The organism is Bacillus sp. FSL K6-0268 (genome assembly GCF_038005425.1).
Classification (GTDB): Bacteria; Bacillota; Bacilli; order Bacillales; family Bacillaceae_G; genus Bacillus_A; species Bacillus_A thuringiensis_S.
Genome location: NZ_JBBOTF010000001.1, coordinates 1,762,116 through 1,775,968 on the forward strand (window position 1 = coordinate 1,762,116; position 13,853 = coordinate 1,775,968).

Here is a 13,853-nt window from a genome sequence, read left to right on the forward strand (position 1 = left end):
GTTGCAAAGTTTGAAAAAACATCAACCTGCTTACAAAATACGGTTGTAGTTTAAGCAGTTCTAAATAACTGCTGTAATTCCTTGTACGTTGAAAAAGAGAAGTCTGGAATGTGACTTCTCTTTTGTTTATATATGGCATGAACCGTTTCGATTCCTTTCAATGTACGTGAAGCATGGCGCAGGTTTTGAAATCCTGCGGATTTAACAAAACGTCGTTTGATATGTCTATGGTCTTGTTCGATGAGATTATTGAAATGCTTAACAGTACAATGTTTCGTATGCACATAAAAGCCATTATGTTTTAGTTTTTTAAACGCACAAAGTAAAGCATGAGCCTTGTCTGTTGTGAGAACCGTTGGTTCTCCAAAAGCTTTCACTAACCTTTTCATAAACATATAGGCTGCTTGATGATCTCGCTTTTTGCGAAGTTGAATATCCAATGTGTGACCTTCCTTATCAATCGCACGATAAAGATAACGCCACTTTCCCTTGACTTTGATATAGGTTTCATCTAAATGCCATACGGAATGTGCTGATTTATTTTTCTTCTTCCAAATTTGATAAATGATATTTCCATATTCATGGACCCAACGCATAATAGTTGTAGGATGAACTGAAACACCACGCTCTCTCAAAAGTTCAGATACGTCGCGATAGCTTAAAGAAAAACGACAATAGTAGCCGACAGCTACCAAGATAATGTCTCTCTCAAATTGTTTTCCTTTAAAATATCCCATATGTTAGGCTCCTCATCTCATTTTTCTACAGTCTAGCTCAGCTCCAAAAACTTTGCAACGGAACCAAATCATGTCTCTTTTTCAACACATTTGCAATTTTGACAAATAGTTGATGGTTTTTCTCTTTGGATAATCTAGCTAATATCCCTATTTTATATGTAGATTCTTTCTTTTTCTGCTGGAATAAAAACTTTTCAATATCGACACCGTTATAAATTGTATTTATTTTTTCTTCTGCTACATGAATTGAGATTAAATTATTCTTTTCAAACTCACTTACTGTAATAATATTGTTCACATATTTATTCATGAAATAACGAAAAAGCGTTGGCATTTTCTTTTCTAATATCGTTACATTATGTTTCGTATAAACAATTTTTATCTTTTTTTTAATAAACTTTTGAAGTAGCAAAGCATATAATACCATTCGCAAACTATTTGCATGAATAAGTTCTATCTTTCGTTTACAAATTTCGTTTCGTAAATAATAAATATTTCTCAAATGATTCCATCGACTAAGTAATATAAAATTTTCTTTTCTAGTAAGAGATTCATATAGTTCTCCATTACCTGCAGCTGTATAAATCTCAAAATCCTCATAATGCAAATTACTTTCCAATTTACAGAAATAGCTCTCGGCTCCGCCAGTTATCAATTTATCTGTCATCAACAGTATATTCATAATTGCGTCTTCCCAACTACATTGATTTTATTTTTTTTATAAGCATGATAAGCATACTTACTAAAATAGTAAAAAATTTGCACCGAATTCAGTCGTTCTTGTTCCCTTAACAATTTCCAATACCGGAAAGCTGCTCTAATTTTATTTCTAGAAACAGAATTTGTAACAATTCTATATTTTGCTAATACTTGCTGTATCCCTTTTGCTTCATACCCTTCATGTAATAAGTTCAGCCATAACGCTGTATCTTCCGGCTGTATACTAGGCATTTCGACATACGGAATTTTTTCACGATCAATCATCACTGTTAAACACCCGATAATTGTATTCCCTGCTAAATAATGATAGTCAACAGATTTTGGTACACTCACTTCGCGATTTAGTTCATTACCATTTTCATCAATTAAACTATACGACGCATATGAAAAAGCAATATTCATTTCTTCCATAAATAATAATTGTGTCTTCAATTTATGCGGCAACCATATATCATCACTATCTAAAAAGGCAATGTACCTTCCTCTCGCCTCTTGAATCGCTAAATTCCGAGCTTTAGCAGCACCGACATTTTCTTTTAATGATAATAACCTAATTCGTGAGTCTCCTTCTATTATCTCTTTAATTTTTGCGGCAGATTGGTCGGTTGAACAGTCATCAACGATAATCATTTCCCAGTTTTCATACGATTGATTCTGTACAGATAAAATTGTCTCACCTATAAATCGTATACTATTATAAGAAGGTGTTATTACAGAAACATAAGGCGGCTCGTTATGTGCTGATAGACATTTTACCATCTATCTTTCTCCTTCCTTCATATATTGAAATATACTTCACAACAACTGCTAAAAATAAAAAGAACGCTTCGTTAATAATGAGTGACAATGACATCATCTGAAATAAAAATGCAATCATAGTCAATAGAAGGTATGGTTTTTCACGAAATAAAGTATGCTGCGCTAGCTTGAACATTAATATGAATAAAAACGCGCTATATAGAAGAAAACCAATTGTACCCGATTCAGACAAAATTTCTAAAAATGTATTGTGTACATATAATTTTCCATTAAATTGATACTCATAATAATTCGAAAAGTTAAAAGCACCGATTCCGATATATGGATTGGATAAATAATATTTAAAAGCAGCTTCCCATAATGTAAATCTACCACTTCCATTATCATGGGAAAAATCAGAGATTCGTTTATTTAATATGTCATCTAATTGGCCCCCCATTACACTATTCGATAAACTAAAAATAACTAAACTAAACAATACTAAGCTCATAATTATTTTTACTTTTTTAACGAAACTAGACATACATATATATACAAAAACGACAAGTACAAGAGCTAATATACCGCCCCTTGAAAAGGTTAATAGACTCGTCGTAACACATAAAATCAACCCTAATATATTGGTGATATTTTGTAAATTCGTCATATAGTACATAAAAAATATTGTATTATAGAAAATGAAAATATTAGGATCATCTAGCAATCCAATTAACCGTGGATATCCTCTATCAACTAATAACCCAGCAAAAATTTCTCTCTCTTCTCCACCGTATAAACCAAAGTATTGTAAACCGATTATATAGAGTATTAGACTTACAACATTAAATACTACTCCTACATAAGCAATAGATGATTCAAGTACCACTATTTCAGTATTCCCCAATAAATTCCTCATTATAAAATAGCATCCTAAAACGAGTAGCACGCCAAAAATCATACGAATACTAGCATTTAAATACATAGAAAGAATTCCACTTAAACAATAAATGAAATAAAACAGTAAAAATACAACTTCATGAAAATATAACTTTTGAATATGAAAGTCTTTAATTGTTAAACAAAAATATATGACTAAAAAAATCATATATACCTTCAATGAAAATCCAATATATAAATTGTATTTACTTAACATAACAAATAATATTAGAAGAATAATCCATCCCATCGATACTTTCATATTATTTCCCATAGGCTATATCCCCTGTTTCATAATATAATCCTTTTTGCGTATTTTTCTTATAAAAGAAAGAAGAAGTTTTTTTAGCTCATAATCATATAGGAATATGGCAGCTACTACAATTAGTATATTAAGAACAAGCGCAATCAAATGATATGTATGCACTATATATTGCACTCCAATAAAGGTTACACCAAAATAAATTGTATACGGTATTACAATTTGGAATACAATTTTTTTCTTCACTACACTTACCGCTATATATCCCACTAAAGCGACGATTTCAAATAAAACCATAGCATATGCCGCTCCTATCACTCCACCAATACTACTAAAGCTATAAAGCATAACCCCACCTATCACCAATGCTACACACTGCACAACAGTTCTTTTATTTTGACATCCACTCGTCGTTAAACCGTCAGCAATGGCAATATTTAAACTTTGTAGCACAATAAGAAATGATAATATTTGGAGTGGTTCTACTGCATTGCTCCATTCTTCATGAAAAAATATAGAAATAAAGTATGGTGCTAAATGATATAAACCGATCGTCATACATATTCCTACAATCGCCATTGATTTAATTTGAAGCAAATTTAATTTCGTATGCTCTTCTAAATTATTCTGGTTATAATGCTTAAAGAGCACTGGAAAAAATGCACCTGCAATTACCCCCGGTACTTGATATAAAGCTGCTGGCATCCGGTACGCCACTGCAAAAACACCTACCATACTTAATGGCAATGTATAGTTAAGCAAGATAGGCGCTAATTGTGGCGTACCCATTATTAAAAAACCGCTAATAATAAAAGGAGTTAATTGCCAAAATAACGCTTTATGAATTACGACTTTCATATTCATTTTCGTCTTTCTTCTCATGATATATATACTGAATAAACCGCCGATCATATACCCAAAAGCATATAAGCGAGCCGTTACATACACCGGTAACTCTCCGAAAATACAAAAACATGTAATTATAATAACAACCGATGATGATACAACTTTAATGAGCGCTATATACTTCATACGTTCCGTCAGTTGAAAATAGGCAATCCCTATGTTTTGCCAAGTTAATCCTATTAACATGAAAAACATTACGTTTATCATCATATAAATTAAATTTTTATCTACATACATATAATGAATAGAAATATAACCGATGATAGAAATAAAAATAAGTAGAATCATTCTTGTTTTTATATACGATGATAAAATCTTCTCTAAATCTGCTCCATCCTTTGCCCCTTCTCGAAGAAATGTATTACTAAGTCCTAAGTCTGTAAAAAATAACATAACAAACGTCACTGCTATGGCAACACTAAACATCCCATAATGTTGTGCGTTAAAAAAGTTTGCTAAAGCAATTAAACTGACAGCCTGAAGAAGGTTAGCTAAAATCGTGCTATAAAATAGATGGATAATATTATTTAGAATAGATCTACCCATACCAGTTCTCCTTTGCAAGTAACCTACTTATATATGTTGTTTGTTTACATATATATTTATCTTGCACCATTACCGTTCAATACAATTAAAACGGTCTTACATAAAATACGGATGTCCATCCGAATCGTTTTCATTTCAATATACTCCATGTCTAACCTCAACTTTTCCTTTGGATCAAGATTATACCCTCCATTTATTTGTGCCCATCCTGTTAAGCCTGGTTTTACCATTAAACGATCCTTAAATTCTGGAATATACGCATCAAATTCATTATAAAAAAACTCTCTCTCTGGTCTAGGACCTACAAAAGACATATCTCCTCTTAAAATATTTAAGAGTTGTGGTAATTCATCAATTCTCGTTTTTCTTATAAACAATCCAACTTTTGTAATTCTTTGATCATGTTCTTTTGCCCATTGTGGTCCGTTCATTTCAGCATCCTTTACCATCGACCTTAATTTAAATACATTAAACTTCTTCCCGTTTATACCTAAACGTTCTTGAAAGTAAATTGGAGCCCCTGATGTTTCTAAAGTAATCATAATACAAAAGAACAACATAATTGGTATCGTTAATAGTAACAATATGATTGAAAATATAATATCAAACAAGCGTTTTACACTTCGATTCAATATGCTAGGCTTTTCTTGAGCCGGAATCGTATACAACTTGGCTTGATTTGTTTCACGAATCATGGATCGTTACCCCCACATTCAAGAATATAAAATTATACCTATTAATTCACATTCTTTTCTCTTTATATCCGCTATTACTTTTTGCACTGTACGTAGTGAATCTTTTCGCTTTTTAACTGCTAAAACCACTCCATCGCACTTCCCTGCAATAATGTGCGTAGCAGGAAGGTCAAATACTTCAGAGGAATAAAAGAAAATGTAATCAAAATCTTCTTTCCACTTAGCAATCGCATTATCAAATTCATCCATAGCAATTAAGGGTGTCCCTGTGTGTACTGTTTTTTTTGCAGGAATACAATATAAGTATTTAGACAAATTACTAGAAAAAGATTCATAATTGCAGGGGGAAGAACTTATTATATCGTTTACTGTTATCATGTGATTACTTTGTAATAATACATGTAGTTTAGGGTCAGAAAAATTCACATCAATAAGTAACACCTTTTTCTTCATTTCCGCAAACACTAGCCCCATATTTACTATAAGCGAGGCAACAACACCTCTGTCCTTCGTTGAACTAACTGTGAACAGTTGTTTTCCAGATTTTTTCAGCTCGTGATATACCGTATAAAACTGCTCTTTCATCAAATCATCATGCAGATCGAATGGCAGCTGTTTCTTTGTCCTAAACATCGACATGTTCACCTCGATATATAGATGATTGTTTATCAACCTCTGTAGGTTTCTTTTTTCTATTCGGTTTCATATTTATGTAACCAATAACAGAAACTGTAGTTATTTTCTCTAAATCCTGTTCCACGTATATACGTTCATCAAAATAATCTCGAAATACAGCTAAACCTATACCAACAAAAAAACTAACAATTAAAGAAATAGGAATGATTAGTTGAAATTTCGGAAACAATTTTTCGGCCTGTTCCTGTAACTCAGGATCAGTTAATACTTTCACTCCTTGTACATTTGTGTACTGTTGAAAGCTTTTTTGTGATTGCTCTGCCAATGTCTTTACTATGTCTTTCACGACTTTCGGATTGGAATCTTTTACTGTAACAGTTACAATTTGTGAGTTGTCCGTATTTACCACCGAGATTTTTTGTGCTAATTCATAACTTGATTGCTCTAATTTCAAAGTTTTTTTAACTGTTGAAATAATTAATGGGCTTTTTAAAATATCGACATACGATGTTACTAGTTGCTTATTTTCTTGTGTTTTATTTGTTGAATTTTCCTTATTAAACTCATCTAAATTCCCAACAAGAATTTGCGTTGAATATTGATATGACGGCTTTAAAACATACATAGAGATAAGAACTAAAGAAGCGGTTAAACAACACATCGTTAAAATAATCGTTACGAATCTTCTTTTCAATAATTGTTGAAAATCTTTTATACTCATTTCTTGCTTCAATTATTTCACCGCCCTTTTCTGAATAACATCCTGCAAGTCACTCTTTACAGATAACCCTTTCTCCTTTCTATCCACTTGTTTTGTTACATACTTTCCGACTCTCAATGCAAATTTTTCTACATATATATACGAAAGCATTGCAAATATAAACGAAAAAACAAGTGAAAAAATTAAAATAATAGGCAACGGTAATATTTTATGGAGCATGTATATAAGGGAAAATAACGATATAATATGATATAAATAAAGACTGTAAGAAATCTTCCCCAAATATAACAAGTATTTATTACGTAGTAAGGACGACAAAGTTGATATTGACAAGCTTAATATGACAAATAGACATGCGCTTATCGCCACTACATAGTCTCGAAATATAAAATTATTGAGCACTTTCATTTCTCCAATAAGCCCTTCATACATAAAAAGTAAAATCGCAAATAAAAACCATGCAATTTTCGTGTTTTTAGTACAATTACTATAAAAAACTATTAAATTATTTTTATACTTCGCAACTAGTGCTCCTAGTAAAAATAGCACCGTATAATGCAAAGTTAATGCATAGCTTGTTAATGTTAAGCCCGAACGAAACAAAAATAATATGATGACAGAACATATACTAAAACTAAACAATAATAGTAATGAACCCCTTAACGTTTTTCGTAAGCAAATCATCAAAATTAACGGGAAAATTATTGATATTCGCATTTCATGGACAAGCGACCAAATCACACCGTTATATGCATCTGTATTATATTTCCCAACCAATAAAATATGTTGTGCGATTAAGCTTGAAGAACTTTCAATCGTCCATGAGCGATTAAACCATTCACTTAAATAAGAAATACCATATTCACTAATTGTAGTCTGGCATATAATCGCTATAATTATTGCCACAATATAAGGAATATATATTCTGCATATACGTTTTAAAAGGTATGACCCATAGCTACTATAGTTTTTTTGAATAGATTCATACAAAACAAATCCGCTCAAAACAAAAAAGATAATAACAGATTCGTTACCACTACTAAAAATTAGACGAGCAGGTGTTTCTTTTAATAGATACACAACAAATGGTTTATTATCTTCATAACTGTAATTTTGAAATGCTGAAAAAATCATTAAATGATGACCAATCATTACTACTAATGAAGAAATCCCTCTTATAGAGTCCAATTCTTCGTATCTCTTCATCTTTTTACATCAACTCCTAATGAAATGATACTAATCATTTCAAAGCGACATCTTTATTCATATTCCTCTCCTTTCTTTTCATTCCAATTTTTCATATTAAAATGATTTTATAGTATAAATTTGAGTGTATTGTAACATTTTTTGTAATATTATGAATAGTAAATCTCAAAAATTGGTATATACCAATTTCAACCTCGAAAAATGAGTAATATTGATAGAAAAACACTATAAAAATATCTTGCATATTTACAAAATTAAAGAGATGAATAGCGTTTTTTCAATATAAAATAAAAAAGATAGCCTATATAGGCTATCTTTTTTATTTTATTTAATTACTGGCACCACTATATGCTACATGTCGTTTCTCAATTCTTTCTTCAATTTCTTTCATATTTTCTTTATTATTTAATAGTGATTGTTTATTTTCAATTAATAATTGTTTAAAAGATTTTCTCACTTTTTTTCTCATTTTCATTGTCCTCCTTGGGGGATGGTTTATATAAAAGATAAAGAATTATCTGTGTGTCCTTATAATAATTGATTGTTGTGAATTCTATTTGAACTTCATATGAAAATTCCGTTTATTTTCTGACAACTTTGTGAACACGAAAAAAAGACTCTCTAAAACTATGTTGAAATTAATTCCCTTCATTATAAAAATTACTATTTCCATCAACTTTTATCATTATATCTTGTCGAAACATTTATATATTTAAAATTGATTTCGACATAATTTTATTTACTATAATACTGTTTATAAAAACAAAAAGAAGGTGTTGCATAAGTCAAAGTTCGACTTATGCAACATCCCTCTTTCTAAACTATTTATAGCATATTTATTAATATTTCAGGTCTTCCCCAATTCATTTCTTCACAAACAAATTTAAGTTTTTCTTCATCCATTGTGTGTAGTCCCTCTTCTAGTGCACATGAAATTGGAACTTCACAGTGAATTTGTGCTAATTGCAACGAAATATTTAAGTTCTCTAAATCACTTTCAATCTTCGTACGCTGCGCTTTCGTTAATGATTCTACATTTTCTAGTACAGCGGATACTGTTCCGTGCTCTTGAATAAGCTTATACGCTGTTTTTTCACCGATACCTTTTACACCTGGATAATTATCACTTGTATCTCCCATGAAAGCTTTTGCATGGACGATTTGCCACGGCTCTACACCTTTTTCTTCCATGATTTTCTCCGGTGTGTAATATTCGTAATTTCCAATTCCTTTACGCAGAAGCATAACTGTAACGTTCTTATCAACAAGTTGAAGTAAATCTGTATCACCAGTTAAAATATAAACTTCAGCTTCATTGCAATATTGTTTTGCAAGCGTACCGATACAATCATCGGCTTCGTAGCCTTTCATACCGATAACTGGAATGGATAATTTCGCAGTCATTTCTTGCACTAAATCAAATTGAGGAATTAATTCTTCTGGTGGCGCTGCACGATTTGCTTTATAATTCGAGAACGATTCTGTTCTAAATGTCGTACTTCCCATATCCCAGCATGTAACGATATGTGTTGGTTCGATCGCTTGCGTAGCTGTTAACAAGTGTTTCATATAACCATGAATCCCGTTCGTAGGGGTTCCATCTTGTCGTTTCATAAATTGTCCGTAGACACTTGTTGCGTAAAAAGCACGAAATAATAGTGCCATACCATCAACTAATAATACTTTTTTCATAATTCCTCTCCTATTAAAAAAATAATAACCTCACGTTATCACGTAAGGTTATATAAATAGATTACCATTCTACGTTTTTGCTCAACTTTGTCTATTATACATGGTTTTTGTATATTTAGCACCATTCACACATTAAGACATCCTACTACAACAAGTATGCAATATGCCTGAATACGTATTTTTTCCAGTAGAAACAACGACAGCCTTTGCATTTCCACGGTTCTGGTGCAAAAACTTTGAAGTAGATGAAAATGGTCTATCAAACTTGGAAATACTGATAGTATTACTCTATAAAAGGTGTGTGATCAGTATGGAAAAGGAGAATTTATTTAAGTGGAAACATTATCAACCAGACATCATTTTATTAACTGTACGTTGGTACCTACGGTACAACCTCAGCTTTCGTGATTTAGTGGAAATGATGGAGGAACGAGGGTTATTCCTGGCTCATACAACTATTATGCGATGGGTACATCAATATGGACCGGAGTTAGATAAGCGAATTCGACGTTACCTCAAACAAACGAATGACTCCTGGAGAGTAGATGAAACGTATATAAAAGTAAAAGGACAGTGGATGTACTTATATCGTGCTGTTGATTCTGAGGGGAACACAATTGACTTTTATCTAAGTAAATCGAGAAATCATAAGGCTGCAAAACAATTCTTCAAGAAAGCTTTGTGGTCTTTTCATGTCTCAAAACCTCGTATCATCACGGTTGATAAGAACCCTGCTTATCCAATTGCTATCGAACAGTTGAAGAAAGAAAAAAGGATTCCAATAGGCACTAAAATCCGAAGGATAAAATATTTAAATAACATAGTAGAACAAGACCATCGTTTCATTAAAAAACGTATACGCTCTATGTTGGGATTTAAATCATACAAAACATCCGCCTCTATATTGAGTGGTGTTGAAGCCATGCATATGGTCAAAAAAGAACAAATTGATTTACAGGACCAGTCTGTCCGAAATCAGAATATTTTTATCAACCAGCTGTTTGGATTAACTGCTTAGCAGGTAATTCCGTTAGGAATCCTTGATTCTTTTTTATTTATCATCTTTTTGCACCAGAACCATTTCCACTAACAATATGCGAACCTTTAAAACATACATTTTCAAGCTCAAGTGGATTATAATCTTTCATCCGTTTTAATGGAATAAATCGTTTACGTTCAAGGTGATAGCAGCTTTCAAACTTCTCTATACTCGCTTCGTTTCCCGTTAACACAGACTCATTTACTAATAAATCATCTGCATAAATAATACGTACATCAGCTGGCACAGCATCTCCAGCCGAAAGAAAAATCATATCTCCAGGTACAAGTTCTTGCACTGGTATCTCCATCATTTTCAGTTCACTATTTAGCCCTGTACTACTAGAACATTCTACTCTAGATACAGTAATCGTTTCACGTTGTAATTCATCACACACACGTTGTTTTGAAAAACCTGGGATCATGCCACCAAGCTTCATCATTACTTCTGCAAGAAGTGCTCTTTTTGAAGTTAGTTCATTTCGGCCATATACTTGAATACGTTTTTGTGCCTCTTTCATTGATAGTCCGTCTCTTGTTGTTTTAAAATATGCAAATACAGATTTTACATCTCTTGTTGCAATTTCAATTAATAAATCTTTATTTTTTTGAAGCATTGTTTGTTCTTTTATTGATTTTTTACTTAGTTTATATGACGTGTTACCCACAGTTTTGTTTGCATATAACATATTATCGTCTCCTCCTTTACAACATAGGAAGAAACGCTTTGTTTCTCAATTTATCCACTTTACTGTGAAAGTGTCTAGCGCTTTATAAACGCTACATTGTGATAAATATAGAGGGAGGAACAAATCGTTTCCTGCCTACATCATATATTTTTGATTTGAAGTATATGGGTAACGGAACCGAGTCAGAATTTGACATGCTCCTCACCTCCTCGTTTAATTTTATAGTTTATACTATGAAATTACTCATAGCTTGGTAACAAAAAAGACCCCTACCCTTAAGAGAGTAGTGGCCATTACATACACAAATAAACGATTTCTAATATAATTAGAAATCTACGGACCTCTCCCTCACCGAGTTTTAGCACTGTATAGCATAGGTACATTACCAGCTACGTTAAGAAAAACCTTAATTCGATCATTCCTGTTGACCCATTGGCGTCTCTCGACATTTTTGGGCAGTAGCATTTCTCTATACAGGAGCCTCACCTAACAGAGACTTATTTTCATTACATTGAAAATGTTACTCTTATTTAAAATAGATGTCAACCGTAGCCTACAATTTTTTCAAAAGGTATGGCAAACTAACATATATAAAGTGAAACTTTAATCAGTGGGGTTTTGTTCATCCCCCACTGATTATTAGCCCTCACCAATCGGGCTGCCCGGCAAATAGCGGAATAAAATAAAAAACTTTACGTTTAAACGTAAAGTTTTTAATAAGTTATACAGCCAGCAATTACAATCCCAATTGAAAGCGATAAAAACATAAGAAAAAGACCGACTGCTTGATTATCTTCTTCAAGACTTTTGTTTATATTAAAGCGTGGTGTAAGCCACTCAGCTAAATAAAAAACGATAATTTGAGCCAAAATCCCAACTGCTCCCCACGAAATCATATCAAGAAGTGAAATTGAATTAGCTGCTGTCGAATATAAAACAATAGCTAACCCAAGTAATCGTCCTCCAAGCACATAGCTTACCGCCTTATTCCCTTGAGCCATTAACTTAAATTCCTTAACTTTCGTTGTCACTTCCATCAAGAACAGACCAATACATAAAAGTCCGAGTGTTACTGCTAAATATGATAAAAAATTAATCATTTTTCCCCCTCCTTTTTATACCTACCGGTAAATAGTACGATTCATTTCCTGTAATCTTTTCTCCCGCGCGAATACCGATACTACTTGCTTTTCCAGCAATTAAAAAAGAACCAAACACATACGACAGTTTCTCCATCCCTTTTTCTGTTTCCAAGGATACGACTGGAAGTTCTATATACTTTTGAAATATCGGCAGTGAAGTTTTATACGTTTGATGTGCATTTTGAAGCATAATATTTTCATCCTTATCGCGAATCGTAATTGTATCTCCTTCTCTACCAAATGAAGGTTTTTGAACGAAAGAACCTTTTCCTAAAAATAAATCTGGTTCTAAATATGTAGGTAACATATATTCTTTAATCCACTGTTGTTCCTCGTTTGTATAAAAGACTTCTTCTTCTGCTAACCCCCAAATAAGACACTGAATTGATTTTGGCTGAAGTAAAAATGCTGACAAAGGATTTATTATAAAAAGCTTTCCGGCTTTTACAAGTTGCAGCAGTTCCACACCTACCAAATCTCCTGTTTCAGGATCTTGATCCTCAATTAAATCTTCTATCGGATATGTTTGACGATATAAAACATCAATCTTCGCCCCATCTTTATCAACTAGAGCACCTTTCGTAATTCTAAGTTCTGACATTGGCACTACTTTATTTTCAACATGGCATAACTGACTTAAATACATAGTCGTATTCCAATCCTCAATATGTTCATGATGTGCTGTAAAAACAACATTTGGATTGTCTAATCCCTTTGTCGCTTCCATTACAGCTTTCGTAACACCAGAAGATAGTAATCGTTCTTGATCCGAGTTTGGATCATCATAACCTAGGTTTTCACAAACTTTTCCATTCATTTGAAAGCATTCCATAATAAAAGTTGGTGTATCACTATTAAACTCAAGCATTTTAATTTGGTTATCAACCGTTATAACGAAATCAAATCGTGAAATAACAGATTCAGGATATAATCCTTTCATTCTAATGAATGATAAGCTCGCAGGAGGAAAACCAAGCTCAAGAATCTGTTCGTCACTTAAATTTCGCAAAAGTCTAGCAGTCTTAAAAAATATTTTACCCATTCGTTCAGTCGCTAAGTGTAATTGTTCCAAAGTCTGATTTGTTATAGAAAAAACATGAAACAAACTATATTCACATTCATATAAATCCGACCAAAAATTCGGATATTTTAAATAAAAATCTTTTCGATCCCTTATGTATTGCGACAT

At 32.4% G+C, this 13,853-nt stretch carries 13 protein-coding genes, 3 pseudogenes and 1 riboswitch; of the genes and pseudogenes, 1 reads left to right on the forward strand and 15 read right to left on the reverse strand.

All coding sequences use genetic code 11. The features are described 5' to 3' along the window. Window positions 1–50: 50 nt before the first annotated feature. From MHI28_RS08870 to MHI28_RS08925, 12 genes and pseudogenes are all read right to left on the reverse strand, one after another. On the reverse strand, window positions 51–737 hold the full coding sequence (locus tag MHI28_RS08870) for an IS6 family transposase (RefSeq protein ID WP_100910633.1): 687 nt from the start codon (window positions 735–737) through the stop codon (window positions 51–53). Between the two features lie 61 nt (window positions 738–798). Further along, a pseudogene (locus MHI28_RS08875) lies at window positions 799–1,419 on the reverse strand (glycosyltransferase); the annotation flags it as partial. Continuing rightward, on the reverse strand, window positions 1,416–2,216 hold the full coding sequence (locus MHI28_RS08880; RefSeq protein ID WP_000237677.1) for a glycosyltransferase family 2 protein: 801 nt from the start codon (window positions 2,214–2,216) through the stop codon (window positions 1,416–1,418). The gene MHI28_RS08880 and the pseudogene MHI28_RS08875, both read right to left, overlap by 4 nt. Further along, entirely contained in the window at window positions 2,191–3,405 is a 1,215-nt protein-coding gene (locus MHI28_RS08885) for an O-antigen ligase family protein (protein ID WP_000527868.1), read from the reverse strand. Before MHI28_RS08885 ends, MHI28_RS08880 begins: the two co-directional genes overlap by 26 nt. Window positions 3,406–3,408: 3 nt before the next feature. Continuing rightward, on the reverse strand, window positions 3,409–4,845 hold the full coding sequence (locus MHI28_RS08890; protein ID WP_340827763.1) for an oligosaccharide flippase family protein: 1,437 nt from the start codon (window positions 4,843–4,845) through the stop codon (window positions 3,409–3,411). Between the two features lie 56 nt (window positions 4,846–4,901). Continuing rightward, the gene (locus tag MHI28_RS08895) at window positions 4,902–5,540 is read right to left on the reverse strand and encodes a sugar transferase (protein WP_000617647.1); all 639 of its coding nucleotides are present in this window, start codon (window positions 5,538–5,540) and stop codon (window positions 4,902–4,904) included. Between the two features lie 18 nt (window positions 5,541–5,558). Next, window positions 5,559–6,179 carry a CpsD/CapB family tyrosine-protein kinase gene (locus tag MHI28_RS08900; protein ID WP_002162871.1) on the reverse strand — a complete coding sequence of 207 codons (621 nt, stop codon included), beginning with the start codon at window positions 6,177–6,179 and terminating at the stop codon, window positions 5,559–5,561. Then, complete coding sequence (locus MHI28_RS08905) at window positions 6,166–6,909, reverse strand: YveK family protein (RefSeq protein ID WP_000807060.1); 744 nt, start codon at window positions 6,907–6,909, stop codon at window positions 6,166–6,168. The genes MHI28_RS08900 and MHI28_RS08905 overlap by 14 nt, the downstream gene beginning before the upstream one ends. Beyond that, window positions 6,910–8,103, reverse strand: coding sequence for an acyltransferase family protein (locus MHI28_RS08910; RefSeq protein WP_000833052.1), 1,194 nt, complete (start codon window positions 8,101–8,103; stop codon window positions 6,910–6,912). It abuts the gene before it with no gap. Between the two features lie 328 nt (window positions 8,104–8,431). After that, window positions 8,432–8,572, reverse strand: coding sequence for an FbpB family small basic protein (locus tag MHI28_RS08915; RefSeq protein WP_001228048.1), 141 nt, complete (start codon window positions 8,570–8,572; stop codon window positions 8,432–8,434). A gap of 356 nt (window positions 8,573–8,928) precedes the next feature. Next, window positions 8,929–9,795 carry a 5'-3' exonuclease gene (locus MHI28_RS08920; RefSeq protein WP_000757068.1) on the reverse strand — a complete coding sequence of 289 codons (867 nt, stop codon included), beginning with the start codon at window positions 9,793–9,795 and terminating at the stop codon, window positions 8,929–8,931. Between the two features lie 132 nt (window positions 9,796–9,927). Beyond that, window positions 9,928–10,011: pseudogene (locus MHI28_RS08925) on the reverse strand (cation-transporting P-type ATPase); the annotation flags it as partial. A gap of 94 nt (window positions 10,012–10,105) precedes the next feature. Between MHI28_RS08925 and MHI28_RS08930 the strand changes: the two are divergent. Continuing rightward, window positions 10,106–10,813 carry an IS6 family transposase gene (locus tag MHI28_RS08930; protein ID WP_326274466.1) on the forward strand — a complete coding sequence of 236 codons (708 nt, stop codon included), beginning with the start codon at window positions 10,106–10,108 and terminating at the stop codon, window positions 10,811–10,813. A gap of 61 nt (window positions 10,814–10,874) precedes the next feature. Here MHI28_RS08930 and MHI28_RS08935 read toward each other — a convergent pair. The 3 genes and pseudogenes from MHI28_RS08935 to MHI28_RS08945 form a co-directional block, all read right to left on the reverse strand. Beyond that, window positions 10,875–11,522 (reverse strand): annotated as a pseudogene (locus MHI28_RS08935) (P-type ATPase); the annotation flags it as partial. A gap of 335 nt (window positions 11,523–11,857) precedes the next feature. Further along, window positions 11,858–12,023, reverse strand: a riboswitch (M-box (ykoK) riboswitch). Between the two features lie 212 nt (window positions 12,024–12,235). Beyond that, a complete protein-coding gene (locus tag MHI28_RS08940; protein ID WP_000606873.1) occupies window positions 12,236–12,622 on the reverse strand; it encodes a DUF350 domain-containing protein in 387 nt (128 codons plus the stop codon). After that, window positions 12,615–13,853, reverse strand: a complete 1,239-nt coding sequence (locus MHI28_RS08945; protein ID WP_000084926.1) for a glutathionylspermidine synthase family protein — start codon at window positions 13,851–13,853, stop codon at window positions 12,615–12,617. Before MHI28_RS08945 ends, MHI28_RS08940 begins: the two co-directional genes overlap by 8 nt.